Annotated in this window: 24 protein-coding genes; 14 read left to right on the forward strand and 10 right to left on the reverse strand. The window is 67.4% G+C overall.

All coding sequences use genetic code 11. From position 1 onward, the window contains the following. Positions 1-14: 14 nt before the first annotated feature. Genes ACPEH8_RS06175 through ACPEH8_RS06195 form a run of 5 tightly spaced genes read left to right on the forward strand, consistent with a single transcriptional unit; the run spans position 15 to position 7,060 of the window. A complete protein-coding gene (locus ACPEH8_RS06175; RefSeq protein WP_136003442.1) occupies positions 15-1,280 on the forward strand; it encodes a sugar ABC transporter substrate-binding protein in 1,266 nt (421 codons plus the stop codon). Further along, the gene (locus ACPEH8_RS06180; protein ID WP_017357394.1) at positions 1,277-2,158 is read left to right on the forward strand and encodes a carbohydrate ABC transporter permease; all 882 of its coding nucleotides are present in this window, start codon (positions 1,277-1,279) and stop codon (positions 2,156-2,158) included. The genes ACPEH8_RS06175 and ACPEH8_RS06180 overlap by 4 nt, the downstream gene beginning before the upstream one ends. Continuing rightward, entirely contained in the window at positions 2,155-2,991 is an 837-nt protein-coding gene (locus tag ACPEH8_RS06185; RefSeq protein ID WP_017357393.1) for a carbohydrate ABC transporter permease, read from the forward strand. The genes ACPEH8_RS06180 and ACPEH8_RS06185 overlap by 4 nt, the downstream gene beginning before the upstream one ends. Next, complete coding sequence (locus ACPEH8_RS06190) at positions 2,988-6,164, forward strand: discoidin domain-containing protein (protein ID WP_423666295.1); 3,177 nt, start codon at positions 2,988-2,990, stop codon at positions 6,162-6,164. The genes ACPEH8_RS06185 and ACPEH8_RS06190 overlap by 4 nt, the downstream gene beginning before the upstream one ends. After that, positions 6,164-7,060 carry an endonuclease/exonuclease/phosphatase family protein gene (locus ACPEH8_RS06195; RefSeq protein ID WP_423666297.1) on the forward strand — a complete coding sequence of 299 codons (897 nt, stop codon included), beginning with the start codon at positions 6,164-6,166 and terminating at the stop codon, positions 7,058-7,060. The genes ACPEH8_RS06190 and ACPEH8_RS06195 overlap by 1 nt, the downstream gene beginning before the upstream one ends. Positions 7,061-7,082: 22 nt before the next feature. Here ACPEH8_RS06195 and ACPEH8_RS06200 read toward each other — a convergent pair whose 3' ends face one another. After that, positions 7,083-7,499 carry a hypothetical protein gene (locus ACPEH8_RS06200; protein ID WP_136003311.1) on the reverse strand — a complete coding sequence of 139 codons (417 nt, stop codon included), beginning with the start codon at positions 7,497-7,499 and terminating at the stop codon, positions 7,083-7,085. 92 nt (positions 7,500-7,591) lie between these two features. Then, entirely contained in the window at positions 7,592-10,972 is a 3,381-nt protein-coding gene (gene rne, locus ACPEH8_RS06205) for a ribonuclease E (RefSeq protein ID WP_423666299.1), read from the reverse strand. A gap of 403 nt (positions 10,973-11,375) precedes the next feature. Here rne and ACPEH8_RS06210 point away from each other — a divergent pair, with 403 nt between their 5' ends. Further along, positions 11,376-12,353 (forward strand): RluA family pseudouridine synthase, encoded by a 978-nt coding sequence (locus ACPEH8_RS06210; RefSeq protein ID WP_423666301.1) that lies wholly within the window; start codon positions 11,376-11,378, stop codon positions 12,351-12,353. A 102-nt stretch (positions 12,354-12,455) separates the two neighbouring features. On the opposite strand, the gene zupT is transcribed toward ACPEH8_RS06210, so the two are convergent. The 3 genes from zupT to ACPEH8_RS06225 all read right to left on the reverse strand — a co-directional run bounded on the left by zupT (position 12,456) and on the right by ACPEH8_RS06225 (position 14,172). Beyond that, positions 12,456-13,265 (reverse strand): zinc transporter ZupT, encoded by an 810-nt coding sequence (gene zupT / locus ACPEH8_RS06215; RefSeq protein ID WP_136003318.1) that lies wholly within the window; start codon positions 13,263-13,265, stop codon positions 12,456-12,458. 144 nt (positions 13,266-13,409) lie between these two features. Beyond that, positions 13,410-13,826, reverse strand: coding sequence for an energy transducer TonB (locus tag ACPEH8_RS06220; protein WP_166473212.1), 417 nt, complete (start codon positions 13,824-13,826; stop codon positions 13,410-13,412). Between the two features lie 4 nt (positions 13,827-13,830). Further along, the gene (locus ACPEH8_RS06225; protein ID WP_017357207.1) at positions 13,831-14,172 is read right to left on the reverse strand and encodes a 4a-hydroxytetrahydrobiopterin dehydratase; all 342 of its coding nucleotides are present in this window, start codon (positions 14,170-14,172) and stop codon (positions 13,831-13,833) included. A gap of 90 nt (positions 14,173-14,262) precedes the next feature. Between ACPEH8_RS06225 and ACPEH8_RS06230 the strand changes: the two genes are divergently transcribed. Both ACPEH8_RS06230 and ACPEH8_RS06235 read left to right on the forward strand, forming a co-directional pair. Then, positions 14,263-14,862 (forward strand): NfuA family Fe-S biogenesis protein, encoded by a 600-nt coding sequence (locus tag ACPEH8_RS06230; RefSeq protein ID WP_423666303.1) that lies wholly within the window; start codon positions 14,263-14,265, stop codon positions 14,860-14,862. Between the two features lie 9 nt (positions 14,863-14,871). Next, positions 14,872-16,644, forward strand: coding sequence for a hypothetical protein (locus tag ACPEH8_RS06235; protein ID WP_153165363.1), 1,773 nt, complete (start codon positions 14,872-14,874; stop codon positions 16,642-16,644). Between the two features lie 25 nt (positions 16,645-16,669). On the opposite strand, the gene ACPEH8_RS06240 is transcribed toward ACPEH8_RS06235, so the two are convergent. Beyond that, positions 16,670-17,098, reverse strand: coding sequence for a barstar family protein (locus tag ACPEH8_RS06240; protein WP_017355351.1), 429 nt, complete (start codon positions 17,096-17,098; stop codon positions 16,670-16,672). After that, positions 17,095-17,550: a ribonuclease domain-containing protein gene (locus ACPEH8_RS06245; RefSeq protein WP_017355352.1), complete on the reverse strand. Its 456-nt coding sequence runs from the start codon at positions 17,548-17,550 to the stop codon at positions 17,095-17,097. Before ACPEH8_RS06245 ends, ACPEH8_RS06240 begins: the two co-directional genes overlap by 4 nt. Before the next feature lie 233 nt (positions 17,551-17,783). Between ACPEH8_RS06245 and ACPEH8_RS06250 the strand changes: the two genes are divergently transcribed. Then, entirely contained in the window at positions 17,784-18,395 is a 612-nt protein-coding gene (locus ACPEH8_RS06250) for a superoxide dismutase (protein WP_026070662.1), read from the forward strand. Positions 18,396-18,463: 68 nt separating this feature from the next. Here ACPEH8_RS06250 and ACPEH8_RS06255 read toward each other — a convergent pair whose 3' ends face one another. Further along, positions 18,464-19,297, reverse strand: a complete 834-nt coding sequence (locus tag ACPEH8_RS06255; protein ID WP_423666305.1) for an endonuclease/exonuclease/phosphatase family protein — start codon at positions 19,295-19,297, stop codon at positions 18,464-18,466. A gap of 174 nt (positions 19,298-19,471) precedes the next feature. Here ACPEH8_RS06255 and ACPEH8_RS06260 point away from each other — a divergent pair, with 174 nt between their 5' ends. Together ACPEH8_RS06260 and ACPEH8_RS06265 are read left to right on the forward strand one after the other, a co-directional pair. Beyond that, positions 19,472-21,034, forward strand: coding sequence for an oligopeptide:H+ symporter (locus ACPEH8_RS06260; protein WP_017355355.1), 1,563 nt, complete (start codon positions 19,472-19,474; stop codon positions 21,032-21,034). A gap of 8 nt (positions 21,035-21,042) precedes the next feature. Next, positions 21,043-21,666, forward strand: coding sequence for a rhomboid family intramembrane serine protease (locus ACPEH8_RS06265; RefSeq protein WP_017355356.1), 624 nt, complete (start codon positions 21,043-21,045; stop codon positions 21,664-21,666). Between the two features lie 119 nt (positions 21,667-21,785). Here ACPEH8_RS06265 and ACPEH8_RS06270 read toward each other — a convergent pair whose 3' ends face one another. Continuing rightward, complete coding sequence (locus ACPEH8_RS06270) at positions 21,786-21,965, reverse strand: hypothetical protein (protein WP_037590960.1); 180 nt, start codon at positions 21,963-21,965, stop codon at positions 21,786-21,788. 266 nt (positions 21,966-22,231) lie between these two features. On the opposite strand from ACPEH8_RS06270, the gene ACPEH8_RS06275 reads away from it, so the two are divergent. The 3 genes from ACPEH8_RS06275 to cfa all read left to right on the forward strand — a co-directional run bounded on the left by ACPEH8_RS06275 (position 22,232) and on the right by cfa (position 24,593). Further along, entirely contained in the window at positions 22,232-22,546 is a 315-nt protein-coding gene (locus ACPEH8_RS06275; protein WP_017355358.1) for a GNAT family N-acetyltransferase, read from the forward strand. A 63-nt stretch (positions 22,547-22,609) separates the two neighbouring features. After that, complete coding sequence (locus ACPEH8_RS06280; protein WP_136003325.1) at positions 22,610-23,464, forward strand: DUF3298 and DUF4163 domain-containing protein; 855 nt, start codon at positions 22,610-22,612, stop codon at positions 23,462-23,464. A gap of 10 nt (positions 23,465-23,474) precedes the next feature. Next, positions 23,475-24,593, forward strand: a complete 1,119-nt coding sequence (cfa, locus tag ACPEH8_RS06285; protein WP_017355360.1) for a cyclopropane fatty acyl phospholipid synthase — start codon at positions 23,475-23,477, stop codon at positions 24,591-24,593. Between the two features lie 69 nt (positions 24,594-24,662). Here cfa and ACPEH8_RS06290 read toward each other — a convergent pair whose 3' ends face one another. Next, on the reverse strand, positions 24,663-26,834 hold the full coding sequence (locus tag ACPEH8_RS06290) for a M3 family metallopeptidase (protein ID WP_153165366.1): 2,172 nt from the start codon (positions 26,832-26,834) through the stop codon (positions 24,663-24,665). Between the last annotated feature and the right edge of the window lie 5 nt (positions 26,835-26,839).

A 26,839-nucleotide genomic window follows, 5' to 3' on the forward strand; every position in this document is an offset into this window, starting at 1 on the left:
GCCCCACGCTGGGTCTGAGTCTGTTGCTGCTGCTGGTCGGCAGCCTGTTGTTGAGTGCCTGCCGGAAAGAGCCGGAAGGCGTCACCGTGCGTTTCTGGGCGATGGGCCGCGAGGCCGAGGTCGTGACCGGCCTGATCCGCGAATTCGAGGCGGAGAACCCGGGCATCCATGTCGATGTGCAGAATATTCCGTGGACGGCGGCGCATGAGAAGCTGCTGACCGCCTTCGCCGCCGATGGGTTGCCGGACGTGTGCCAGCTCGGCAACACCTGGATTCCCGAGTTCGCCGAGCTCAACACGCTGACCCCGCTGCAGCCGTATGTGGCGAAGTCCACGGTGGTGGACCCGACCGACTATTTCCAGGGCATCTGGGATACCAACGTCATCCACGACGAACTGGTGGGCGTGCCGTGGTATGTCGATACCCGCCTGCTGTACTACCGCAAGGACCTGCTGGCCAAGGCCGGTTTCGATCATCCGCCGCGGACGTGGGCCGAATGGAACGCGATGATGGCGGCCATCAAGACGATGCAGGGCGCCAACCGCTACGCCGTGCTGATGCCGATCAACGAATTCGAGCAGCAGTTGTCGCTGGCCCTGCAGCAGCCGGACCCGCTGCTGCGCGACAACGATACCCGTGGCAACTTCCGCAGCCCCGGCTTCCGCCGCACGCTGGCCTTCTACGAGAACATGTTCGCCCAGGGCTGGGCGCCGCGCATGTCCGAAACCCAGATCTCCAATGTCTGGGACGAGTTCTTCCGCGGGTTCAATGTGTTCTACGTCTCGGGCCCCTGGAACATCCGTGAGTTCAAGAAGCTGCAGCCGGCGGCGCTGGAAGGCCAGTGGGGCACCGCCGCACTGCCGGGCCCGGACGGTCCGGGCGCCGGCATCGCCGGCGGCACCAGCCTGGTGATTTTCCGCTCCTCGCAGCAGAAGGAGGCGTCCTGGAAGCTGATCGAGTTCCTTTCGCGCCCGCAGATCCAGCAGCGTTTCCATTCCATCATCGGCGATCTTCCGCCGCGTCGCAGCGCCTGGGCATACCCCTCGCTGGCCAACGATCCGCTGGCACAGCCGTTCCGCGACCAGCTCGAGCGGGTCAAGCCGACCCCGAAGGTGCTGGAGTGGGAGCGGATCGCGCAGGAAATGCGCATCACCACCGAGCAGGTGGTGCGTGGTGGACTCAATCAGGATGCGGCCGTGACCGAACTGGACAACCGCGTGGACAAGATCCTCGCCAAACGACGCTGGATTGAAGAGCAGAAGCAGGAGGCCCGCCCATGAAGCAGCGTTCGCTTGCCGGCTGGATGTTCGCCGGCCCGGCCATCCTGGTGATCGGCGTGTTCTTCGGCCTGCCGGTGTTGTCGGCGCTGGCGCTGAGCATCACCGACTTCGACCTGTATTCGCTGTCGGACAGCGCCAACCTGCGGTTCGTCGGGTTGGGCAATTACATTGATCTGCTGCAGACCCCGATGTTCTGGAAGTCGCTGTGGAACACCACCTACTTCGTGATCGTGGGTGTGCCGCTGTCCATCGGCGTATCGCTGGGCGCGGCCATGCTGCTCAACGCGCCGGCGGCCCGTTTCAAGGCGCTGTTCCGTACGGCGCTGTTTGCCCCGGTGGTCACCACCCTGGTGGCGGTGGCGGTGATCTGGCGCTACCTGTTCCACACCAGCTACGGCCTGGTGAACTATGGCCTGGGGCACCTGGGGATCAGCCCGATCGACTGGCTTGGCGATCCCAACTGGGCGATGCCGACCATCATGCTGTTCGCCGTATGGAAGAACTTCGGCTACAACATGGTGATCTTCCTGGCCGGCCTGCAGGCGATTCCGCACGATCTGTACGAAGCCGCGCGCATCGACGGTGCCTCGCGCTGGAAGCAGTTCCTGCACATCACCCTGCCAATGCTCGGCCCGGTGCTGCTGGTGGTCGGGGTGATCACCGTGTCCGGCTATTTCCAGCTGTTTGCCGAACCGTACGTCATGACCCGCGGCGACCCACTGCAGAGCACCGTGAGCGTGTTGTATTTCATGTTTGAAGAGGGCTTCAAGTGGTGGAACCTGGGACGCGCCTCCGCGGTGGCGTTCCTGCTGTTCCTGATCATCCTGGCGGTGACCACGTTGATGCTGCGTTTCGGCCGCAAGAGGCAGTTGGTATGAGTCGTGAAATCGGTCAATCGCGCTGGCATGCATGGTGGGTCAACGGTGGCCTGACCGTGCTGGCGCTGGTCAGCCTGGCGCCGCTGCTGTGGATGCTGTCGGTGTCGTTCATGCCGACCGGCGAGGCGGCGCACTTCCCGCCGCCGCTGCTGCCGTCCTCGGTGACCACCGCGAACTACCACGAGCTGTTCGCGCGGACCGGCATGGGCAACAACTTCGTCAACAGCCTGCTGGTGTCGCTGGCGATCACGTTGGGCTCGCTGCTGCTCAATACAATGGCCGGCTATGCCTTCGCCAAGCTGCGCTTCGTCGGCCGCGAGCGCATCTTCCAGCTGCTGCTGGCAGCGCTGGTCATCCCGGCGCAGGTGGCGATGCTGCCGCTGTTCCTGCTGATGAAGCAGCTGGGCCTGGTCAACAACTTCGGCGGGGTGATCGTGCCGGCGCTGGCCACCGTGTTCGGCATCTTCCTGGTCCGTCAGTACGCCCGGTCGATCCCGGACGAACTGCTGGAAGCGGCGCGCATTGACGGGGCAGGGGAGCTGCGGATCTTCTTCCAGATCGTGCTGCCGATGCTCAAGCCGGTGCTCGTGACACTTTCGATCTTCACCTTCATGGGCTCGTGGAACGACTTCATGTGGCCGTTGATCGTGCTGACCGACCAGGAGCATTACACTCTGCCGGTCGCCCTGGCCACACTCTCGCGCGAACACATCATGGACGTTGAAATGATGATGGCCGGTGCGGTGGTCACGGTGGTTCCGGTGCTGGCACTGTTCCTGGTGCTGCAGCGCTACTACATCCAAGGTCTGCTGCTGGGGAGTGTCAAAGGGTGAAGCGAGTCGTCGTCGCGGTGGGTCTGGGTCTGGTCTGGTCACTGGCGGCCGCGGCCGCACCGCCGGCGACGCCGGCTGCACCCCGGGTGCTGGACGGCTTCGACGACATGTCGCCGTGGAAGCTGGTGCTGTCCGACCAGGTCAGCGGCTCGCTGCGCAGCGTCGCCGGCCTCGGGGGCGGGCGCGCGCTGTGCCTGGACTACGACTTCCATGACGTCTCCGGGTATGTCGGCATCCGCCGCGAGCTGGCCGTGGAGTGGCCGGGCAACTATCAGGTCGGTTTCCAGCTGCGCGGCGATTCGCCGTCCAACGACCTGCAGTTCAAGCTGATCGATGCCAGCGGGGACAACGTGTGGTGGGTCAACCGCCCCGGTTTTGTCTTTCCCAAGGCGTGGACCGGCGTGCAGTACCGCAAGCGCCACATCGACAAGGCCTGGGGGCCGGGTACCGAGAAGACGCTGACCCGCAGCGCCGCCGTGGAGTTCACCCTCTACAGCAAGGTCGGCGGCAAGGGCACGGTGTGCTTCGACCGCCTCACCCTGCAGGCCCTGCCACCGGAAGACACCAGTGCGTTGACGCCGTCGGTGATCGCCGACACCGCCACCGCGCTGCAGAACCGCATCGTCGATGGCAAGCCGGACACGGTCTGGATCAGTGGCGGGGTCGCCGAACAGACCATCAGCCTGGACCTGCACAAGGTCCGCGAGTTCGGTGGCGCGGTGATCCAGTGGTTGCCGGGGCTGGAGGCCACGCGCTACACCGTGCGCTCCTCGCAGGACGGACGCAGCTGGAAGACGCTGCGCGAGGTCACCGCCGGTGGCGGCGGCCGCGACTGGCTGGCGCTGCCGGAAACCGAAGCGCGTTACCTGCGCTTCGACCTCAAGGGCGGCCCGAACTGGCGCTACGGCATCCGCGACATCGGGTTGAAGCCGCTGGATTTCGCCGACACCCCCAATGACTTCATCCAGTCGGTCGGTTCGGACCTGCCGCGTGGCTCGGTGCCGCGCGGCTTCAGCGGCGAACAGCCCTACTGGACCCTGCTGGGGCTGGACGGCGGCCGCGAGCAGGCGCTGATCGGCGAAGATGGCGCGCTGGAGGTGGCGAAGTCCAGCTTCAGCGTTGAACCGTTCGTGCTGGTGGACAACAAGCTGCTCACCTGGGCGGACGTGAAGAGCCGGCAATCGCTGCAGGACGGCTATCTGCCGATCGCCAGCGTGGACTGGGCCCACGACAAGGCCGCGCTGCAGGTGACCGGCTTCGTGCAGGGGCGGCCGGACAACGCGCAGTTGATCGGCCGCTACACCCTGCGCAACCCGGACAAGGTGGCCCACGAGTACACGTTGGCGCTGGCCGTGCGGCCGTGGCAGGTCAATCCGCCGACCCAGTTCCTCAACACCGTGGGCGGCTTCAGCCGGATCGACGCACTCGCGGTGGACCCGACCCATGTCGACGTCAACGGTACCCCGCGCATCCATGCCGTGCAGCCGGCCGATGCGGCCTTCGCCACCGCCTTCGACAGCAAGCTGGAGGTGATGCACCTGGCCAGCGGCAAACTTCCGGAGACCCGCGAGGTCAAGGACAGCACCGGGCTGGCCTCCGGCGCGCTGCTGTACCGCTTTAAGCTGGCACCCGGCGAAACCCGCGAGGTGGCCTTGGTCCTCCCGCAGACCGGTACCTGGGCCATGCCCAAGGGGTTCGACGCCGCCAAGGCCCAGCAGCAGGTGGCCTCGATGTGGCGCACCCGGCTGGACCAGGTGAAGCTGCAGGTACCCGACGCCGGCAAGCCGCTGGTGGATACGCTGCGTACCGCGCTGGCGCACATGCTGATCTCGCGCATCGGCCCGAGCCTGCAGCCGGGCACGCGTTCGTACTCGCGCAGCTGGATCCGCGACGGCGCGATGATTTCCGAGGGTCTGCTGCGCATGGGCCGCAATGACGCGGTGCGCGATTACGTGAGCTGGTATGCGCCGTACCAGTTCGACAACGGCAAGGTGCCGTGCTGCGTGGATGCGCGCGGCAGCGACCCGGTGCCGGAGAACGACAGCCACGGTGAGCTGATCTTCAACATCGCCGAGTACTGGCGCTACACCGGCGACACCGCCTTCCTGGAGCAGATGTGGCCGCACGTGCAGGGCGCGTTCAACTACATGGAACAGCTGCGCCTGAGCGAGCGCACCGAAGAGAACCGGGCACGCAATCCGGCGTTCTACGGGATGATGCCGGCCTCGATCAGCCACGAAGGCTATTCGGCCAAGCCGATGCATTCGTACTGGGACAACTTCTGGGCGCTGCGCGGCTACAAGGATGCGGCGATCATCGCCACGGCGCTGGGCAAGGCCGAAGCGCTGCAGATGAGCGAATCGCGCGATCAGTTCCGTGACGATCTGCAGGCCTCGCTGCAGGCCGCGGTCGCGCTGCACAAGATCGACTACCTGCCTGGCTCGGCCGAACTGGGTGACTTCGACGCCACCTCCACCACCATCGCGCTGGCACCGGGCGGTGAGCAGGGGCGTCTGCCGCAGCCGTACCTGGACAACACGTTCGAGCGCTACTGGACCCAGTTCGTGGAACGGCGCGACGGCAAGCGGGAATGGAAGGACTACACCCCGTACGAGTGGCGCAATGTCGCCGCGTTCGTACGCCTGGACTGGCGCGACCGCGCCTGGCAGGCCACCGGGTTCTTCTTCAATGATCGCGCCCCGCAGGCCTGGAACCAGTGGGCCGAAGTGGTGTCGCACACCCCGCGCAAACCGTTCTTTGTCGGCGACCTGCCGCATGCCTGGGTTGCCTCGGACTTCGTCCGCTCGGCGCTGGACATGTTCGCCTACAACCGCGATCTCGACGACAGCCTGGTGCTGGCGGCCGGCGTGCCGGTGCGCTGGCTGGAAGGCAAGGGCATCGCCGTACAGGGGTTGCGCACGCCCAACGGCCAGTTGAACTACGCACTGAGCCGCAGCGAGAAGCAGCTGACCCTCACCGTGTCGGCCGGCCTGGTGGCCCCGCCCGGTGGCGTGGTGCTGCCGTGGCCGTACAGCGGTGAACCCGGCGGGACCACCATCAACGGCGAACCGGCCCAGTGGGAGGGCAAGGAACTGCGGGTGATGCAGCTGCCGGCCACCGTCCAGATCGACATTCCGGCGGCGGTACGCCGGGCAGAACGCAAGGCACCGTAATGACGCACCTGTTGAACCGATGGGGACGCCGCGGCAGCCGTTGCCTCGCTGTGTGTCTGCTGGCGTTGCTGGCACTGGCTGAAGCGGCCGCCGCAGCGGAGCCTGCACAAGCGCCGTCGTCGGGCATGACAATGGTGACGTTCAACCTGCACCATGACCGCGAGGACTGGCCGGCGCGCCGTGAGGTGATCCTGCGCGAGCTCAAGGCACTGCGTCCGGATGCGATCGCGCTGCAGGAAGTGATCCAGAAGCCGAAGGTGCGCAACCAGGCGCAGTGGCTGGCACGCAGACTGGGGTACGACTACCAGTTCGTCTCCACCGACCCGCCAGGTGCCTCCAAACGCTACGGCAACGCACTGTTGACCGCGCGCCCGGTGCTGGCGCGCAACGACCATCTGCTCGCCCCGCTTACCGACTACCGCACGGTGGCGCACCTGCGGATCGCGGTCGATGGCCAGCCGGTGAACGTGTACGCCACCCATCTCAACGAGCGCTCCGATGACAGCGGCAGCCGCATCCGTGGCAAACAGGTGGCCGATCTGCTGGCCTTCATCGCCGCCACGTCGGACGACGCGCCGGTGGTGATCGCCGGGGATTTCAACGCGCTGGTCGATGCGGGCGATCTGAGCGCGCTGCGCAACCACTACGGCGACAGCTACGGCAGCGTGCACGTCAATGATCTCGCGGCGGTCAGCACGCTCAACCGGCACTACCACCAGGCGCCCTCGCGGATCGACCACATCTTCTTCCAGCAGGATCGGCTGATCGCGCGCGAAGCCCGGCTGCTGTTCGATCAGCCCTATGCGGAAGGCCGCTGGGCATCGGACCACTACGGCGTGTGGACGCGCCTGCAGTTCGCGCCGCGCGCGGCGGCTCCGGCGGCCACCGCTCCCTGATCGACGGCCGCGTGGCAGGCGCTCAGGGGACGGCCTGTTCGCTGGTCTTTTCCCAGGCCTGGCCATTGCGGGTCCGCCAGGTCCCGCCGGTCGCGCAGCAGCCGCCGGCGCCCAGGGCCATGCGCCCCAGCACGGCGACCACCGCATCGTCTTCCTGGCGCAGCGACTGACGCTGGCACGCGGTGAAGAACGGGTAGGGCGCCGGTGCCAGCACCTCGGCCAGCGACAGCGTCTGGCCGGTGCCGCGCACGACCTTGAACACCTTGCAGTCCTGGACGAGCAGCTCCACCGGTGTGCCGCCAAGCGCGCCGCGGAAGTGGTGCTCGGGCGGCGCATCGCGTACGGCAATGGCGGCATCGCTGAGCGGTGACGGTGCGGGCTGGCAGGCGGACAAGGCCAACAGCAGCGCGCAGACGGGCAGGGGAACGGATCGGCGCATGAGCCCGAGCATGCCACAGCCGGCGGTGACCCCAAACGCAGACAGCGGCCCGAAGGCCGCTGTCTGTTGTTGCACATGCCGCTGGATCGGGATCAGGCCTTGTCGGTCTTTTCCGGGTCCTGCTGGGGGGCGGCATCGGTCTGCGCGGCATCGGTGGGGATGTCGTCGCGGGCCTCGGCCTGCGCTGCCTGTGCGGCCGCGTCGGTGCTGGCCGGGACATCGCTGGTGGCGGAGCCGAACAACTGGCCGTTCTGCACCACCGGTGCGACCGGCGCCGGTTCAACGCGGGTTACCGGCGTGGCGTCGACCTTCTCGACGGCCGCCGGCACCGGATCCACGGCATCCAGCATGCTGGTCTGCACCGGACGGACGGTCTCGGCGGTCTCGCTGCGGGCCACGACCGGCGCGGCCGGTGCGGCTTCGACCGGGGTGTCCACGACCACCGGTGCCTCGACGACGGTCGCGGCGGCCGGTGCGACAACGGCCGGTGCCTCGGCAACCACCGGGGTCACGACGGGCGCTTCAACCACCGGCGCGTTCGCCACCGGATCCGGAGCAGCGGCCGGCGTCGGCGCGACAGGTGCGTCGGCCACCGGGGCGTCGGCACGGACCGGTTCAACCGGTGCGGAGGCGGCGACCACGGCCGGGGCCGGCGTCGGCGATTCCACGAACGGCACGCGATCCGTGTAGGACGGTGCCGCGGCTTCCTCGGCCGGAGCGGCTTCGGTGTGGCCGGCGGTCACCACCGGGCTGCTGATCGCGGCAACCGGCGTGGCAGCGGCGACGGCAGCGACCGGTGCCGGTGCCTGCACGGGCGCCGGTGCAGCAGCGGCGGCCGGTGCCGGGCGCGGGGCCTGGACCGGTGCCGCAGCGTTCGGCGCCGAGCCAGCTTCATCGTCGAAGTCGAACTCCGGCTGCGGCTGGCCGTTGGCGGCAACCGGACGCTCGGCCTGGGCGGCGTCGGTACCCTCCTGCTCGCCGTCCTGCTCGTCGCCGTCGTCGTCCAGACCGCCGTCATCGTTCAGGCCATCGTTGCCTGCGGCCTGCTCGCCATTGCCACGACGGCGGCGACGGCCACCGCGACGGCCGCGACGACGGCGCGAGCCGCCTTCGCCATTGGCATCATCGCCATTGCCGGCGGCATCGTTCTGCTCTGCGGCATCGCCGGCAGTCAGTGCCTGCTCGGTTGCCGCCGATGCGGCGGCCAGCGCCGCAGCGTCCTGCACCGGCGAGGTCACGACGGTGGCGTCGGCCACGGTCACGGCTGCGGCGGCCACCACGGCGGCATCGGCGACCGGCGCGGCGGTGTTGCCCGGCTTCGGTGCGTCGGTCTGCGGCTGACGGGCTGCCTTCTCCTCGCCCTGCTGCGGCTTGGGCTGCTGCGGCTGCTTGGGCTGCTTCAGCTTGGGCTGCTGCTCGTTGCGCGGCTGCTTGGGCTGCTGCTCACCGCGCGGCTTGCCCTGGCCCGGAGCCGGGACCTGCGCGGCAGCACCGGCGGCCGGGGCCACGTCCTGGCGACGCTCGTCACGGCGCTCGTTCTTCGGGCCGCGCTCACCGCGCTCGCCGCGGTCCTCGCGACGGTCCTTGCCACGCCCCTGGGCCTGGCCGTTCGCGGCGCCAGTGCCGCCGCGCTCGCCACGCTCATCGCGACGGCCGTTGCGGTCCTTGCCGTTGCGGTCCTTGGTGCGGTTGGCGCGGTTGCCCTCCTGGGCCGGGCGGTTGCCCGGCTGCGGGGCGGCGGCCGGAGCCGGTTCGCCACCGAAGATGCGCTTGAGCCAACCGACCACGCCGGTGGCCGCCGGGGCGGCGACCGGTGCCGGGGCGACCGGTGCCGGCGCGACGACCGGTTCGGGCGCTTCGCGCACCGGGGCCGGCTGGCTGTGCTTGACCTGGGTCACCACGGGGGCGACCGGGATGTTGAGCTGCGCCTTGGTCAGGGCATGCACCGGCAGCTTGCGCGGGGTGCCGCGCTGGTAGCTCGGCTTGCCGCTTTCCTCGCCCAGCTCGTTCTCGCGCAGGCGGGTCACTTCGTAGTGCGGCGTGTGCAGCTGCTCGTCAGCGACGATCACGATCGGCGCGTCATGGCGCTGTTCGATCTCACGCAGCGCGCTGCGCTTCTCGTTGAGCAGGTAGTTGGCGATCTCGACCGGGGCCTGGACCAGCACCTGCCCGGTGTTCTCCTTCATCGCATGCTCTTCGGCAACGCGGATGATCGACAGCGACAGCGATTCGACGCTGCGCATGCGGCCGTGGCCGTCGCAGCGCGGGCAGACGATCTGGCTGGATTCACCCAGGCTCGGACGCAGGCGCTGGCGGCTCATTTCCATCAGGCCGAAGCGCGAGATGCGGCCCAGCTGCACGCGCGCACGGTCGTACTTGAGCGCGTTCTGCAGGCGGTTCTCGACTTCGCGCTGGTGCTTGTTGGAGGCCATGTCGATGAAGTCGATGACCACCAGGCCACCCAGGTCGCGCAGGCGCAGCTGGCGGGCCACTTCCTCGGCGGCTTCCAGGTTGGTCTGGAACGCGGTGTCCTCGATGTCGCTACCCTTGGTGGCGCGCGAGGAGTTGACGTCGATGGCGGTCAGGGCCTCGGTCTGGTCAACCACGATCGAGCCACCCGACGGCAGACGCACGTTGCGTTCATACGCGCCTTCGATCTGCGATTCGATCTGGAAGCGGTTGAACAGCGGGATGTCGTCCTTGTAATGCTTGAGCTTGCGCAGGGTCTGCGGCATCACCTGCTGCATGAACTCGCGGGCGGTCTCGTAGAGCTCCTCGGTGTCCACCAGGATCTCGCCGACATCGGCGCGCAGGTAGTCGCGCAGGGCGCGCACGATCAGGCGCGACTCCTGGTAGATCAGGAACGGGGCCGGCTTGGTCAGCGCCGCTTCGGCGATGGCCTTCCAGACCTGGAGCAGGTAATCCAGATCCCACTGCAGTTCTTCGGCATCGCGGCCGACGCCGGCGGTGCGGATGATCACGCCCATGTCGTCGGGGATGTTCAGCTTGTCCAGTGCGTCCTTCAGGGCGGCGCGGTCTTCGCCTTCGATCCGGCGCGAGACGCCACCGGCGCTCGGCGAGTTGGGCATCAGCACCATGTAGCGGCCGGCCAGGGAGATGAACGTGGTCAGGGCGGCGCCCTTGTTGCCACGCTCTTCCTTGTCCACCTGGACAACCACTTCCTGGCCTTCACGCAGCAGTTCGCGGATGCCGGCCTTGTTGTGGTCCACGCCCGCCTGGAAGTAATCGCGGGAGATTTCCTTCAGCGGCAGGAAGCCGTGACGGTCCGCGCCGTACTCGACGAAGGCCGCTTCCAGCGACGGTTCAAGGCGCGTGATACGGCCCTTGTAGATGTTCGACTTCTTCTGTTCCTTGGACGGCTGTTCGATGTCGATGTCGTACAGCGTCTGGCCATCCACGATGGCTACCCGCAGCTCTTCGGCCTGCGTGGCATTGATCAGCATTCGCTTCATACTTGCGTTCCTCGCGCGCTGCTACCGCGCGGAACGCCATGGGGTTTCGCTTCTGGTCACGCTTCGACGCCCATCGCGCATGCGCGGGGAGGGCGGCTTGGGTTTCCAGCGCTACGACACCACGGCAGGCCGCGGGAGCGCTTCATTTGTTTTGGTTTGGGTGTTTCTGGGCCGGAGGCAGCTTTCAGCCAGGCTGGAGCGCCACAGGGACATGTTCAGCGCAGATGCGTGTCAGGCATCCGGCGATGGCCGGGACCGCCGGTGAGCCGCTAACATGGCCGCCCCGGGGGCGGTGGCTGCGCACTGTGCCGGAATCGCGGGAAGTCGGGCTTCTGGCCCAGAGCAACTTCCAACGAAATCAATCCCTTATCTCGCCCGCCGAGTGTAACAGAATAAAAGGCCAATGACCGTTACCGAGCCCACCCCCAAAGCCGCTGAAGCCATGACCAGCGTACGTATGATCTCTGTCCCGGCCGACCGCGCCGGGCAGCGCCTGGACAACTTCCTGCTCGGCCAGCTCAAGGGTGCACCGCGCAGCCTGATCTACAAGCTGGTGCGCAGCGGCCAGGTCCGGGTCAATGGCGGCCGCGCCAAGGCCGAGCGGAAGCTCGAGGCCGGCGACGAGGTGCGGGTGCCGCCCGTCCGTCTCACCGAGGAAGGAGACAAGGCGGGCCCGCCCGCTGCTTTCATGAAGCGCCTGGAAGACGCCATCGTCTATGAGGACGAGCGGCTGCTGGCGCTGAACAAGCCGTCGGGCGTGGCCAGCCACGGCGGCAGCGGGATCAGCTTCGGCGCGATCGAGACCCTGCGCGCCCTGCGCCCGGGCAGGACGCTGGAGCTGGTGCACCGGCTGGACCGGGACACGTCGGGGCTGCTGATCGTGGCCAAGAAGCGGTCGGCGCTGAGCGAACTGCAGGCGCTGCTGCGGGAGGACCACGGTGCGGGCATCCGCAAGCGCTACCTGACCCTGCTGGTGGGGCGCATGCCGGATGGCACGATGACGGTGGACGCGCCGCTGCACGTGGGGCTGCGCCAGGGCGGCGAGCGGCATGTGCAGGTCAATCCGATCGGCAAGGAATCGATCAGCCACTTCAAGGTGCTGGAGCGCAAGGGCGGCCATTCGTACTGTGAGGTGCGCATCGAAACCGGGCGCACCCACCAGATCCGCGTGCATGCCCAGCACCTGGGCCACCCGGTGGCCGGTGACGACAAGTACGGCGATCCGGACGTCAACAAGCGGCTTCGTGAGCAGATCGGGCTGAAGCGCCTGTTCCTGCACGCCGCCTCGCTGGAATTTGCGCTGGACAACGGCAAGACCCCGTACCTGCTCAACGCCCCGCTGGCCGACGAGTTGACCGAGGTGCTGAACCGGTTGCGTTGATGGGGCGTGGTTGCCGTCCCGGTCAGGGGCGGCCGGGTGCGCGCGGAATGCGGCAGCGCGTGGAGCCGGCCAGCGGCCGGCATGACGCGCTGCGGGACGGCATTACCATTTGAAGAGAACCAGGCTGATGGCCAGGCTGCCCATGCCGGCCACCAGGCCATAGACCGTTTCGTGACCCTTCGCGTAGCGCTTGGCGGCCGGCAGCAGTTCGTCCAGCGCCAGGAACACCATCACCCCGGAGATCAGGCCGAATACCCAGCCGAAGGTGGCGTGGTTGAGGACGCCGGACAGGGCGAAATAGCCAATCGCGGCCCCCACCGGTTCGGCCAGGCCGGACAGCAGGCTGGCACCGAAGGCGTAGACCTTGTTCTGCGTGGCGAAGTACACCGGGACGGCGATCGCGATGCCTTCGGGGATGTTGTGGATGGCGATGGCGAAGGCCAGCGGCATGCCCACCGACGGGCTTTCCAGAGTGGCAAAAAAGGTGGCCAGGCCTTCAGGGAAGTTGTGCGCAGTGATCGCGATCGCGGTCAGCAGGCCGACCCGCTTGATATAGGCCTTGTTGTTGTCGCGGAACAGCGGGTCCTGCTTGTCCAGGCTTTCGTGCGGGTTCGGGATCAGATGGTCGATCAGCACGATCAGCAGCACGCCGGCCAGGAAGGCCATCGTGCCGTAGGCGAAGCCGGTCCGCGCGTCGTAGGCCAGGGTGAAGGAATCGATGGCCTTGTTGAGGATCTCGGTCAGCGACACGAACACCATCGCCCCGCCGGCGAAGGCCAGCCCGAATGCCAGCAGACGGGGATTGGGACGTTGCGAGAACAGCACCATCAGGCTGCCCAGGCCGGTGGCCAGGCCGGCAGCCAGGGTCACCAGCAGGGCGATCCATACGTTGTCGCTCGAAATATCCAGCATGCGCTACCGCATCCTTTACACGGGTAACAACGCGCCGTCGCCCCTGTAGTCGTCACGCCGGGGAAAGGGCGTGCGGGGCAGGCGGTGCGTGATCAGGGGGATGGAGCTGGCGTGCGCTGGCTTCCGGGGGCAGGAACGGGGCGGTCAACCGCCCTGACGCAGCCGCTCTTCGATCGCGAAGCACTGGTCGGGTTTGGGCTGCGGTGGGTTGAAGCTGATCGGCACCTGGATCGTGGTGGACACCGGCTGGCCGGCACGGGTGGCGGCCTTGAACTGCCAGGCCTGGACCGCCTTCTTCGCCTGCTCGTCGAGCTGGGTGTTGCCGCTGCCGGTGACCAGCGCCACCTCGCCGGGGGCGCCGTCGGCACCAATCACCACCCTGAAGGTGCTGGTGCCGCCGATGCCCTGGCAGGCCAGTTCGATCGGGTACTCCGGCGGCGGGGTCTTCACTGCGGCGACCTCGGTGGGCGGCGCAACCGGTGCGGCCGGTTCGGCGGGCCTGTTGCAGCCGGCCAGGGCGGCCACGGCGACGCTGGACAACAGAATGGATGACAGTTTCATGGGGTCACTCCGTGAGGGCCGAAGCCTTCGCTGCGCAGATGAAGTCGTTTTCGCTCAGTCCGCCCACATCATGGGTGGAGAAGCGCACCACGGCGCGGTCGTAATGCACGCCCAGGTCGGGGTGGTGGTCCTCGCGGTGGGCCACCCACGCCAGGGCATTCACGAACGCCATCGTGCCGTGGTAATTATCGAAGCGGAAGGTCCGGGTCAGGGCCTGGCCCTGTTCGGCCAGCTCCCAGCCGGGCACCTGGGCCAGCAGCTCGGCCACGCGGGCTGCGCCCAGCTTGTGGTCGCTGCCTTTGCGCGGCACGCAATGGGCCTGCGCCAGGGGAATCAGGTCGGCCATGCAATCCTCCACATCTAGATGTCTGAACAATGCGCCGTTCAGTGTATAAACCGAATGAGCGCGTAACGAGCGATTGGCTAGAATAGCCTGATGATCCAGATATCCGACACTGCCCAGTCCTACTTCCGCAAGCTGATCGAGCGTGAGGCCGTGCCCGGCATGGGCGTCCGCCTGAGCGCGGTCGATGCCGGCACGCCGCGCGCCGACGCGCGGCTGGAATTCGCCGAACCCACCCAACTGCTCGGTGACGAGTGGGCGGTGGACTGCGACGGGTTCACCCTGTACGTCGATGCCGCCAGTGTGGCCTGGCTCGACGGCGCCGACATCGACATCGTCGCCAACGCCGCCGGCAGCCAGCAGCTGACCATCAAGGCGCCCAAGATCAAGGGCGAGGCGCCCACCGATGCCGCCTCGCTGGTCGAGCGCGTGCGCTGGGTGGTGGAGAACGAAGTCAACCCGCAGCTGGCCTCGCACGGCGGCAAGGTGGCCGTGCAGGAAGTCTCCTCCGATGGCGTGGTGCTGCTGCGCTTCGGTGGCGGCTGCCAGGGCTGCGGGATGGCCGATGTCACGCTCAAGCAGGGGATCGAGAAGACCCTGATGGCACGTGTGCCCGGCATTACCGCGGTGCGCGACGCGACCGACCACGAGAGTGGCGACGCGCCGTACATTCCACGCGGCACGGCCGCCTGACCGCACTGCGTGCCCTTGCGCCGAGCCGACGAGATTCTCGACTGGTTGCTGGCACGCCAGCCGGATGAACGCATCCTGGAGAAAACCACGGGCCTGCCGTATGGCTGGGGCCTGTGGCTGCGTGCGCTGACGCCGCTGCCGCGCCCGCCACGGGCCACGGGCGTCGTGACGGAGATGCTGCAGCGGCCCGCGCCTGTGCCGACCGGTCGCCTGCCCGCGCTGGGCTTTGTGCAGGCGGTGCGCCGCCTGTTCTGGCAGACCTGGGAGCCGGCCCCCCGCGACCAGCGCTGGATGCGCTGGACCTCGGCGCTGATCAGTGCGCTGCTGCACGTTCTGTTTGCGGTACTGCTGCTGTGGGTGGCACTGGTGCGCACCCCGGTCGATCCGGAGGAGGGTGGCGAAGGCAACCGTATCCAGGTCGCCTTCGTCGGCAAGGGCACGCCGGCCGAGGATGGCGGTGGCGCGTCCAGTGCCGAAGCCGTGGCGGCCAATGCGCCGGCCACGCAGATCGATGCCACCGCAGCGGGGGCGTCGGCGCAGGCCGCCACGCTGTCGCCGTCCCCGGCGGCCGAGCCGACCGACGCCAGTGCATCGGCCGCCGCGCCGCCACCGGCGGCCGCCGAGCCGGCGCCCCCGGCCGAGGCGACGCCGGCCAACGAACAACCCCTGCAGGCCACCGTCGTGCAGGAGGCCACTACCGATTTTGTGGTGCCGCCGCCGAGCGTGCCGCGCACCGAAGTCCGCGTGGTGCCGCGCGAACCGCAGGACGTAACCGTGCGCGAACGCACCGTGGCGGTGGTGGAAACGCCGGTGGCGCGTTCGGCCGTCCCGTTGCCGGCGCTTGCCACGCCGCCGCGTGACCGCACTCCGGAGGTCAGTGTGCGCGAGCGCGAGGTGACGCTGATGAGCGAGCGCCCGGTGCCGATGCAGATGCCGCAGTCGCGGGTGGAGGCCACGGTGCCGCAACGCGAACTGCAGGTGCGCGAGCGCGAGGTGCAGCCGGCGCCCACCGCCCCGGTGGCGATGGCCCCGGTGCCTCAGCGCGAGGTCAACGTGCGGGGCGCTGCAGCGGAAATCGAGGTGCGGGAGCGCAGCATTCCCAATGCCGCCCCCCGGCCGGCGCCAAGCGCGCCGACCGTGGCGGCCGCCGGCACCAGCACCAGTGCCGCGACCACGTCGTCCCCGTCGACCACGTCCGCGCCGGTCCGCGATGGCCCGGCCGCGTCGGCCCCGGCCAGTTCGCGCGCGGGTACGCAACTGGCGCCGCAGCCCGGCAGCTGGGCCACGCCGCAGCGGGGCGATGACTGGGGTGCAGACGCCCAGGCGCGCGATGGCGCGCGGCGCGGCGCCCAGCAGGCCAACCAGGCCGGTACCGGCCTGTTCAATGCCGATGGCAGCGTTCGCGTGCCCGGCGACGACGGCAAGGGCGACCATGAGCGGGGGGCGCCCGGCGGTGACAAAGATGGCTGGAGCCGCGAGCGCATCGCGCAGTCGGGCACCTGGCTGAAGCGTCCGCCGTACGATTACACCCCGACCTCGTTCGACAAGTACTGGGCGCCCAACGAGTCACTGCTCGCCGAGTGGGTTCGCAAGGGCATCAAGGCGGTGGAGATTCCGATTCCCGGTACCAGCACCAAGATCTCCTGCGTGGTGTCGATGCTGCAGTTCGGTGGCGGCTGTGGCCTGACCAATCCGAACATGAACGACCAGCCGGCGGTGGCGCGACCGCCGCCGGACATCCCGTTCAAGAAGGAACTGCAGGAAGACAACGGCAGCCGTTGAGGCCAACGGCCCCAACGGAGTTGTCTTACGGCTCCACCGCGGCATCCTGCAGCGCCACGAAGGCCCAGAACGGCACGTTCTGCCCGCTCCAGTGCGCGCTTGCCTCGTCCAGAATGTCCAGCAGCGTGTCGAAGTCGGCCGACGCGCCAGCGCGCAGGTCGTCGGCATCGTTGAAGAACAGCGCATACCCGTTGGCCGGCAGCCACTGCAGATCACGCAGGCTGTCGGCGAGCGCATCCCAGTTGCCGCCGAAGCCGGATGGGAAGTCCAGCTGCGCGGCCAGCCGCATCAGCAGCGTGCGCTTGTCGCTGCAGCCGGCCAGGTCGATCCGGCAGATGCGCAGGCCGGCATCGCGCATCGCGGCCGAGAGGGGGGCGACGTCTTCGTTGCCGATGGCGTAGACGCCGGCATTGTTGATGTCGTGCAGGCCCAGCTCGAATCCATCATGTGTCATTGCCAGCTCCCGGCCGGTGGTACGTCGAAACTGCGGAAGGTTTCATAGTGGTCGTCGGTATAGAACCACGCGGTCGGCGGGTTGCCGCCGGTAACGATGCGGCGCGCGCCCCGGTTGCCGGCACCCGGGGTGTCGACGGTGTATTCGCGGTAATACCCGCGCGGGCGCTGCGGCAGGCGCTGTTCGCGGTTGCCGAACACACTGCCGTCCTGGCGGTGCGGGTAGGGGCCACCCTGCTGGATCAGGGCGAGCGTGCGTCGCGCCTCGGGTGGCAGGAACGGCGGCAACGCATCGCGGGGTCGCGTCGATGCGGCGGCCGGTACCGGCGCGGCCTCCGGCTGGGTCAGCGACGGGGCGAACTGCGGCGGTGGCGGACGCTGGGCCAGCTTGATGGCGGCCAGTCCGCCGATCAGCAGCACAATGGCGAGCAGGAGCAGCAAGGGCTTGCGCATGAGGGGCGGAAGGCAGGAAAGGTGACGCGTACTCTACCGCCATCGGCCTGCATCTCCGATGACGCTGCGCACTGCCTGCGGGATGCGCCGTCACCGCTGCATAACAATCACGCGGCACACCGCGCGCGACGAAGAATCCTTTACATGCCCCTTGGTATGCTCGGAGACCATCCCCATCATCGACACCGCAACGCCCGGTCTTCGCCGGGTGAGTGAGCTACCAGGAGAACCACATGGCCTACACCCTGCCCAAGCTGTCCTACGCCTACGACGCGCTCGAGCCGCATATCGACGCGGCCACGATGGAGATCCACCACACCAAGCACCACCAGACCTATATCAACAACGTCAATGCGGCGCTGGAAGGCACCGAGTTCGCCGACCTGCCGGTCGAAGAGCTGGTGAAGAAGACCAAGTCGCTGCCGGAAAACCTGCAGGGCCCGGTGCGCAACAACGGCGGCGGCCACGCCAACCACTCGCTGTTCTGGACCGTGATGTCGCCGAACGGCGGCGGTGCGCCGGTCGGTGACGTCGCCAAGGCGATCGAGTCCCAGCTGGGCGGTTTCGACAAGTTCAAGGATGCTTTCACCAAGGCTGCGCTGACCCGTTTCGGCAGCGGCTGGGCGTGGCTGAGCGTGACCCCGGACAAGAAGGTCGTGGTTGAAAGCAGCGCCAACCAGGACAGCCCGCTGATGGACGGCAACACGCCGATCCTGGCGCTGGATGTGTGGGAGCACGCGTACTACCTGAAGTATCAGAACCGTCGCCCGGAATACATCGGCGCGTTCTTCAACGTCGTCGACTGGAACGAAGTCGAGCGTCGTTACCAGGATGCCATCGCCTGATCACAGGGCATTGGATGACGCAACGGCCAGGCAGCAATGCCTGGCCGTTGTCGTTTCAGCGGGAGGCGCTACAGCGTTTCGCCCTGCAGGCGCAGGGTGGCCATCACGCCCAGGCGCAGCGCGCCGGTCTCGCCCTCGGCAGCCGGCAGCTTGACGTTTTCCTGGCGCAGGCCATCGAAGTGCTTGACCTGGAACAGCACGTCCAGGCCGTGGCCGCGTGCCGCGCCGGCCATTGATGGCGGATCGACACGCTCGCCCGGGTTCTTCCGCGCCGGCTGGAAGCCGGGCGTGCTGCGGACCAGCTCGCCGGCCTCGGCGGAAAAATCGCCGGCAATCAGCGAGGGCAGCCCATCGGAGGTGGCGCCGATCCAGGTCATCAGGTCGCTGGTCTGATGGCGGCGCACGTCCGGCTCGTCCGGGTCCGGACGCAGCCGGGCAATGTAGATGTTGACCAGTTCCTCCTGCACCTTGACCCGCATCATGCCGGCCGCGCTGAACTGGCCGGGCGGGTGCAGCAGGGTAACGCCGTCTTCGGTGACCGGCAGCCGGGTAAGCATGGCGCTGCCGTGGCGCAGGCCTTGGCTGGGCGGGTCGGCGGTGACGAAGTCGCAGCTGTAGCGCAGGCGCGTGGCCAGCCAGCAGGCCGGGTTGCGGCCCTGGCTCTGCAGCACCCGCTGCACCGCGATCACATCCGGCTGCAGGGACTCCAGCAACTGCAGCACCTGGTCGCGGCGCTGCTGCCACTGGCCGTCGTCGGCGACCGGCAGTTCCAGGGTGGCGATCTTGAGAAGGTGCGGGCGGGTGCCCTCGGCCTGGCGCGCGCTGGCCGCAGGAGCGGACACGACAAGCGCCAGCAACAGGACCCATCGTGGCCAGCGTCCCAACACAGCAGTCGAGGTCATGCGCATAACGATAAGTTTACGCTCTGTCCGTCGACGCCTCGTGACTTCCGGCAGCGTCTGTCGCCATTGGCCTGCCATGTTCGCCGGCCGCTGTCATGTAGGGCCGCAGCGTGCGCAGGTGTGGGGCTTCCGGTAAGCTCGCGCCCTTTCGTATTCGCAGGACAGCCCCATAGGATGAGCACGATCGCAGCCGCCAGCGCTGGCAAGGGAAAGATGCCGCGCCAGATTCCCTACATCATCGGCAATGAGGCCTGCGAACGCTTCAGCTTCTACGGGATGCGCAACATCCTGGTGCAGTTCCTGATCACCTCGCTGCTGCTGCAGGAGATCACGGCCGATGGCCGGGCCGGCGAGGCCAAGGACATCATGCACAGCTTCATGATCGGCGTGTACTTCTTCCCGCTGCTGGGCGGTTGGCTGGCCGACAGATTCTTCGGCAAGTACCACACCATCCTGTGGTTCAGCCTGATCTACTGCGCCGGCCACGCCTGCCTGGCGGTGTTCGAGAACAGCCGCGAGGGCTTCTTCGTCGGTCTGGGCCTGATCGCGCTGGGCGCCGGCGGCATCAAGCCGCTGGTGGCCTCGTTCATGGGCGACCAGTTCGACCAGAGCAACAAGCACCTGGCCAAGCTGGTCTTCGACGCGTTTTACTGGATCATCAACTTCGGCTCGTTGTTCGCCTCGCTGCTGATTCCGCTGGCGCTGAAGAACCTCGGCCCGCAGTGGGCGTTCGGCATCCCGGGCATCCTGATGTTCGTGGCCACCTTCGTGTTCTGGATGGGCCGCAAGCGCTACGTACTGGTGCCGCTGCCGCCGAAAGACCCGCATTCGTTCGGCAACGTGGTGCGGACCGCGCTGTCGGCGCAGGTGCCGGGCAAGGGCCGTCCGGGCCGTACCCTGGCCATCCTCGGTGCCGTGCTGGCGGTGGCGTCGATGGGGCTGGTGGGCAGCCTGGGCATCGTGATCTGCCTGTGCATCGCGCTGGTGCTGGTGCTGGCCGGCGTGGGGGGCGGAACCTGGATCCAGCTCGACCGGGCCCGGGCGGTGCATCCGGCCGAAGCCGTGGAAGGCGTACGCTCGGTGCTGCGCGTGCTGGTGATCTTCGCGCTGACCACGCCGTTCTTCTCGCTGTTCGACCAGAAGGCGTCCACCTGGGTGCTGCAGGGCCAGCAGATGGCCATGCCGTCGTGGTTCACCGCCTCGCAGATGCAGGCCCTGAACCCGCTGCTGGTGATGATCCTGATTCCGTTCAACAACCTGGTGCTGTACCCGATGCTGCGCCGCTTCGGCTTCGAGCCGACCGCGCTGCGCCGCATGACCGCCGGTATCGCCTTCAGCGGCCTGGCCTGGATTGTGGTCGGTGGCATCCAGGTGATGATGGACGGCGGCAACGTCATGTCCATCTTCTGGCAGATGCTGCCGTACGCGCTGCTGACCTTCGGTGAGGTGCTGGTCTCGGCAACCGGCCTGGAGTTTGCCTACAGCCAGGCGCCGCAGGCGATGAAGGGCGTGGTGATGAGCTTCTGGAACCTGACCACCACCATCGGCAACCTGTGGGTGCTGCTGTCCAACGCGGCGGTGCGCAACGATACGGTGACCCACCAGATCGCCAGTACCGGCCTGAGCGAGGCGGCCTTCCTGATGTTCTTCTTCGCCGGCTTCGCGTTCCTGGCGGCGTTGGCCTTCGGTTGGTATGCACGACGCTATCGTATGGTCGACAACTACCGGATCGCCTGAGCCCCGCCATGACCCCCGTCAACCTGCTGTTGATCGCCATCACCGTCATCGTGTCGTGGATGGCGTTCAAGAACCGCGCCCTGGCCGACCGCCTGATTCTCTGGCCGCCGGCGGTGGACCGCCGCCGCCAGTACGACCGGCTGGTGACCTACGGGTTCATCCACGCCGATCTTGGCCACCTGGCCTTCAACATGATCACGCTGTTCTTCTTCGGCGGGCAGATTGAAGGGGTGATGGTGCAGCTCACCGGCAGCTACCTGACCTACCCGGCGTTCTATCTTGGCGCGCTGGTGGTGTCGATCCTGCCCAGCTACCTGAAGAACCAGAAGAACCCGAACTACCTCAGTCTGGGCGCATCGGGCGCGGTGTCGGCGGTGCTGTTCGCCTTCATCCTGCTCAGCCCGTGGAGCGTGATCTTCGTGCTGTTCATTCCGGCGCCGGCGATCATCTACGCCGTGTTCTATGTGGGTTACAGCATCTGGATGGATCGCCGCGGCGGCGACCGCATCAACCACAGCGCGCACCTGGCCGGTGCCGCATTCGGCGTGCTGTTCATGCTGATGATGCAGCCGAGCATCTTCAACCACTTCCTGCGCGAGCTGGGCAACCCCTCGTTCCGCCCGCTGGGCTGATCGGCGGGGCGGGGAGGGCGGGTGCCGGCCAACGGTCGGTACCTGTCGGGACCGGGATCACCGGCACCCCGCGGCAGGTCACGGCCGTTGGTCGAGACGCGCGAAAACCGGAAGGCCGCTCAGGCGGCCTGTTGACTGTCCGCGCCGTAGGTGCTCAGCAGGCGCGCATAGACCTCGTTGTCGATCTGGTCGAATTCCCAGCCCTGGGTCTGGCCGTTGACGGCCAGCTCGAACAGGCCTTCCAGCAGCGAGCTGTCGGCGTCCACGGGAAGAGCGGGGGGCTGCGGTGCGTTGTCCATGAGGGCCTCCATAAAACGCGGTCGGGCAGGCAGGTCTCGCAAAAGCCATGCCAGCTTTTACGCCCTGTCCGTTCCCTATATCGGCTTGAACCGGGCAGGCTTGAGCGGCATCCCACGCAAACGCAGTCCACCGTGGCCAGGCGCTGACCTCCGTGCGCGCGGCAGGATGTGACGCAGCGCGTCGGTGGTTGTCCCTGTTCAGGCTTCACGCGATCATGGCGGCCGGCTGCGCACTATCGCGTCAGTCGCCGCAGGAGACACCGCTCATGGCTTCGGTCACCCCGCCCGGCTTGGCCTACGAGGTGGAGCACGATGAGGTCCGGCATCGCTTCCAGGCGAGGGTGCGGGGTCATCTGGCGTTGCTGGATTACCAGATTCAGACCCGCAACCGGCGCAAGCGGATGGTGATCACGCACACCGAAGTGCCCGAGGCGATCGGCGGCCGCGGCATCGCCGGTGAGCTGACCCGGGTGGCGCTGCGCTATGCGCGCGAACAGAAACTCAAAGTGGTGCCTGCATGCGCCTATGCCGAAGCCTTCATGCAACGGCACGCGGAATACGACGACCTGCTGGCGGGTTGAGCAGCCGGTCATGCTTCAGGCAACACCGCTCATGATGGTGGGTTACAACAAGGGGATGTAAGGATGGACAACGCAGTAAACCGCCGCGCGCTGCGCGCCAGCGGCGTGGCCCTGGCCGTGATGTTGGCGGCAGGGTGTCAACGCGATACCGATACACCACCGCCGGCCGCACCGGTGGCCGACACCGCCCCGGCCGCGCCCGCCACCGGCATCGTGCCGGCCGACGCGCCGGTGGAGCTTCGCGATGTCATCGAGACCTCCCCGCAGGCGGTCGTGGGTATCAGCTACCCGCCGGATCTGGCCCGCTATCCCGGGCTGGCCAAGGCGTTGAAGGCCTATGCCGACAGCGCCCGTGGCGAACTGCAGCAGGCCGTTGACGGGTTGGGCAACGACACGCCGACCATGCCCTACGAGCTGTCGCTGAGCTTTGAGAAACTGCTGGAAACCCCGCAGCTGGTGGTGGTTGGCGCCGATGGCAGCCGCTACACCGGTGGCGCCCACGGCGAGCCGCTGGTGGCGCGTTTTGTGTGGTTGCCCGAGCAGCAGCAGATGCTGACGGCCGACCAGCTGGTGGCCGATGCCAAGGGCTGGAAGGCGGTCAGCGTGTATGTGGCCGACCAGCTGCGCGAGCGCGTTGCAACGCGCCTGAGCGGGGACGACCTGGAACCGGCGCAGATGCAGGAGTCGCTGCGCAACGCCAGCCGGATGATCGCCGACGGCACGGATGCGAGCGTGGAGAATTTCAGCCAGTTCCAGCCCATTACCGGCACCGACGGCAAGATCACTGCGGTGCGGTTCGTGTTCCCGCCGTACCAGGTCGGTCCGTATTCGGACGGCACCCAGTCGGTGGACGTGCCTGCCAGCGTGCTGCTGCCGTATGTCGGCGCCGCCTACGCGGGCCTGTTCGCGCGCGGCTGACGGGGGCGGCATGGACGTTGGCCTGCAACGACGCGTACAGGAGTTGCTGCACGAGGCCGGCGTCCAGGTGGACGGCGACCAGCCACACGACATCCAGGTGCACGATCCGCATTTCTATACGCGGGTGATGGCGCATGGGTCGCTGGGGCTGGGCGAGAGCTACATGGACGGGCAGTGGGATGCCGGCAGCCTGGACGGGCTGCTGGTGCGCCTGATGCAGGCGCACCTGGACGAACGGGTGCACGGCTGGCGCGAGGTGGCCGATGCGCTGAAGGCGCGGCTGTTCAACCTGCAGGCGGGCTCCGGCAGCTTCGACGTCGGGCGGCGCCATTACGATCTCGGCAACGATCTTTACGAGGCGATGCTGGGCCGGCGTCTGGTGTACAGCTGCGGCTACTGGGCGCAGGCACAGGACCTCGATGCCGCGCAGGAAGCCAAACTTGACCTGATCTGCCGCAAGCTCCGGCTGCGTCCGGGCCAACGTGTGCTGGATATCGGCTGCGGCTGGGGCGAGGCGCTGAAGTTCGCCGCCGAACGCTACGGTGTCTCCGGCGTGGGCATCACCATTTCCCGGGAGCAGGCCGAGTATGCCCGCGAGCTGTGCGCGGGCCTGCCGATCGAGATCCGGCTGCAGGATTACCACGACGTCGAGGAGACGTTCGACGCGATCCTGTCGGTGGGCATGTTCGAGCACGTGGGTGACAAGAACTACCGCGGCTACTTCGAGATGGTCCGGCGCTGCCTGCAGCCCGATGGCCTGTTCCTGCTGCACAGCATCGGTGGCAATCTGTCGCGTCACCGCACTGACCCCTGGATCGCGCGCTACATCTTTCCCAATTCGATGCTGCCGTCGGCGGCGCAGATCACGGCGGCCTGCGAGGGCCTGTTCGTGCTGGAGGACTGGCACAGCTTCGGCCCGGACTACGATCGCACGCTGCAGGCCTGGCGCGCCAACGTCGAAGCGGCATGGCCGCGACTGGACGGGCAGCGTTACGACGAACGCTTCAAGCGCATGTGGCGCTTCTATCTGGCCGGTTCCATGGCCAGTTTCCGCTGCCGCCACGCGCAGCTGTGGCAGCTGGTGCTGTCGCCCAGCGGCGTGCCGGGGGGGTATGTGGCGCCGCGCTAGCCCCGCCTGAAAAAAAACCGCCCGGTGTCCCGGGCGGTTTTCATTTACGTGCCGTTGTTGTGACCGGCCTTACTTCTTGCCGCCACCCTCGGTCAGGCCACGCTTTTCGAGCAGCGGCTCGATCTGCGGTTCGTGCCCGGCGAAGTTGCGGAACAGTTCCATCGCATCGACGCTGCCACCCTTGGAAAGCAGGGTTTCGCGGAAATGGTCGCCGTTCTTGCGGCTCAGGCCACCGTTCTCGCGGAACCACTTCTGGGTGTTGGCGTCGAGCACTTCGGACCAGATGTAGGCGTAGTAGCCGGCCGAGTAGCCGCCCATGATGTGGCTGAAGTACGGGGTCTTGTAGCGCGGGGGAACCGGCGCATAGTAGATGCCGTCCTTCTCCAGCGCAGCGCGCTCGAACGCCATCACGTCCTTGGCGGCCGGGACCTGGTCCGGGCCGATCTGGTGCCAGCGCTGGTCGAGCATGGCCGCACCGAGGTACTCGGTGGTGGCGAAGCCCTGGTTGAACTTGGCAGCGGCGATCACCTTGTCGAGCAGTTCCTGGGGCATGGCGCTGCCGTTCTGGTAGTGCTTGGCGTAGTTCTTCAGGATGACCGGGTTGTCGGCCCACATCTCGTTGACCTGCGAGGGGAACTCGACGAAGTCGCGCGGCACGGCGGTGCCGGAGAAGTAGGGATACTTCACGTTGGAGAACATGCCATGCAGGGCGTGGCCGAACTCGTGGAAGGTGGTGCTCACCTCATCCCAGGTCAGCAGGGTCGGCTGGCCCGCCGGCGGCTTGGGAATGTTGAGGTGGTTGGCGACCACCGGCTTGAAGCCGGTCAGGGCGGACTGGGAGACGTAGGAGTTCATCCAGGCGCCGCCACGCTTGGAGGCGCGGGCGTACGGGTCGAAGATGAAGATCGCCAGCTGGCTGCCGTCGGCATCGAACACGTCGTAGACGGTGACGTCGTCGTGGTAGACGGGCAGGTCGGTACGCTGCTTGAAGGTGAGGCCATACTCGAGGTTGGCGGCGTGGAAGACGCCGTCCTCGAGCACGCTCTTCATTTCGAAGTAGGGCTTGAGCTGGGATTCGTCGAAGTTGTACTTGGCCTGGCGCACCTTCTCGCTGTAGAACGCCCAGTCCCATGCTTCCAGGGCGAAGGTCGGCTTGCCGGCGGCCTTCTGTTCCTTGTCGATCATGGCCTGCAGGTCGGCGGCTTCGCGCCTGGCGTTGGCGACGGCGGCCGGGGCGAGCTGGCCGAGCATGGCGTTGACGGCTTCGGGGGTCTTGGCGGTCTGGTTGGTGAGGTTGTAGGCGGCGAAGTTGTCAAAGCCCATCAGCTTGGCCTTGTCGGCGCGCAGCTGCATGATGCGCGAGACCAGCGCGGTGTTGTCGAACTGGCCACCGCGGCTGCCGCGGGTGATGGACGCTTCGTAGATCTTCTGGCGCAGGTCGCGGTTGCGCAGGTTGGTCAGCGGCGGCTGGCCGGTGGTGTTGAGCAGGGCGATGACATACTTGCCGTCCAGCTTGCGGGCCTTGGCGGCTTCGGCGGCGGCAGCGATCTGCTCGGCCGAGAGGCCGTCCAGCTGCTTGACGTCGTCGACGATGACGGCGGAGGCATTCACTTCGTTCTGCACGTTCTGGCTGAACGTGGTGCCGAGCTTGGCCAGCTCGGCGTTCATGGCCTTGAGCTTGGTCTTGTCGGCGTCGTTGAGCTTGGCACCGGCGCGGACGTAGTTGTCATAGTATTTTTCGACAAGGCGCACGCCTTCGGCGTCGAGGCCAAGCTGGCTGCGGGTGTCGTACAGGGTCTGGATGCGCGCGAACAGTTTGCCGTTCAGGGCGATGGCATCGCTGTGGGCGGCGAAGCGGGCGGAATAGTCGGCCTGCAGCTTCTTGCGCACGTCATTGGTGTCGGCACCGACCAGACTGAAGAAGACGGTGGTGGCGCGATCCAGGATGTCACCGCTCTTTTCGAGGGCGATGAGGGTGTTGTCGAAGGTCGGCTTGGCCTTGTTGTTGGCGATGGCCTCCACTTCCTTCAGCTGCTGGGCCATGCCGGCGTCGAAGGCGGGGGCGAAGTCGCTGTCCTTGATCTTGTCGAACTGCGGGTAGTGCAGCGGCAGCGGGCTGTCGGCGAAGAACGGATTGGCCTGCTGGGCGGTGTTCGCGGCCGGGGTGGCGGCGACGGCGGAGTAGGCGGGCAGGGCCAGGCCGAGGGTGACGGCGACGGCAAGGGCAAGACGGGTGGTCAAGGGGG

Origin of the sequence: Stenotrophomonas sp. NPDC077461 (assembly GCF_049545475.1) — a bacterium.
In the GTDB taxonomy this organism is placed as follows: Bacteria; Pseudomonadota; Gammaproteobacteria; order Xanthomonadales; family Xanthomonadaceae; genus Stenotrophomonas; species Stenotrophomonas nematodicola.

Bases quoted from the DNA above. Each gene is read 5' to 3' on its own strand.
- ACPEH8_RS06180 (WP_017357394.1), top strand. From the start codon at position 1,277: ATGAAGCAGCGTTCGCTTGCCGGCTGGATGTTCGCCGGCCCGGCCATC.
- ACPEH8_RS06185 (WP_017357393.1), top strand. From the start codon at position 2,155: ATGAGTCGTGAAATCGGTCAATCGCGCTGGCATGCATGGTGGGTCAAC.
- ACPEH8_RS06195 (WP_423666297.1), top strand. From the start codon at position 6,164: ATGACGCACCTGTTGAACCGATGGGGACGCCGCGGCAGCCGTTGCCTC.
- ACPEH8_RS06200 (WP_136003311.1), bottom strand. From the start codon at position 7,499: ATGCGCCGATCCGTTCCCCTGCCCGTCTGCGCGCTGCTGTTGGCCTTG.
- rne (WP_423666299.1), bottom strand. From the start codon at position 10,972: ATGAAGCGAATGCTGATCAATGCCACGCAGGCCGAAGAGCTGCGGGTA.
- ACPEH8_RS06210 (WP_423666301.1), top strand. From the start codon at position 11,376: ATGACCGTTACCGAGCCCACCCCCAAAGCCGCTGAAGCCATGACCAGC.
- zupT (WP_136003318.1), bottom strand. From the start codon at position 13,265: ATGCTGGATATTTCGAGCGACAACGTATGGATCGCCCTGCTGGTGACC.
- ACPEH8_RS06220 (WP_166473212.1), bottom strand. From the start codon at position 13,826: ATGAAACTGTCATCCATTCTGTTGTCCAGCGTCGCCGTGGCCGCCCTG.
- ACPEH8_RS06225 (WP_017357207.1), bottom strand. From the start codon at position 14,172: ATGGCCGACCTGATTCCCCTGGCGCAGGCCCATTGCGTGCCGCGCAAA.
- ACPEH8_RS06230 (WP_423666303.1), top strand. From the start codon at position 14,263: ATGATCCAGATATCCGACACTGCCCAGTCCTACTTCCGCAAGCTGATC.
- ACPEH8_RS06240 (WP_017355351.1), bottom strand. From the start codon at position 17,098: ATGACACATGATGGATTCGAGCTGGGCCTGCACGACATCAACAATGCC.
- ACPEH8_RS06245 (WP_017355352.1), bottom strand. From the start codon at position 17,550: ATGCGCAAGCCCTTGCTGCTCCTGCTCGCCATTGTGCTGCTGATCGGC.
- ACPEH8_RS06250 (WP_026070662.1), top strand. From the start codon at position 17,784: ATGGCCTACACCCTGCCCAAGCTGTCCTACGCCTACGACGCGCTCGAG.
- ACPEH8_RS06255 (WP_423666305.1), bottom strand. From the start codon at position 19,297: ATGACCTCGACTGCTGTGTTGGGACGCTGGCCACGATGGGTCCTGTTG.
- ACPEH8_RS06260 (WP_017355355.1), top strand. From the start codon at position 19,472: ATGAGCACGATCGCAGCCGCCAGCGCTGGCAAGGGAAAGATGCCGCGC.
- ACPEH8_RS06265 (WP_017355356.1), top strand. From the start codon at position 21,043: ATGACCCCCGTCAACCTGCTGTTGATCGCCATCACCGTCATCGTGTCG.
- ACPEH8_RS06270 (WP_037590960.1), bottom strand. From the start codon at position 21,965: ATGGACAACGCACCGCAGCCCCCCGCTCTTCCCGTGGACGCCGACAGC.
- ACPEH8_RS06275 (WP_017355358.1), top strand. From the start codon at position 22,232: ATGGCTTCGGTCACCCCGCCCGGCTTGGCCTACGAGGTGGAGCACGAT.
- ACPEH8_RS06280 (WP_136003325.1), top strand. From the start codon at position 22,610: ATGGACAACGCAGTAAACCGCCGCGCGCTGCGCGCCAGCGGCGTGGCC.
- cfa (WP_017355360.1), top strand. From the start codon at position 23,475: ATGGACGTTGGCCTGCAACGACGCGTACAGGAGTTGCTGCACGAGGCC.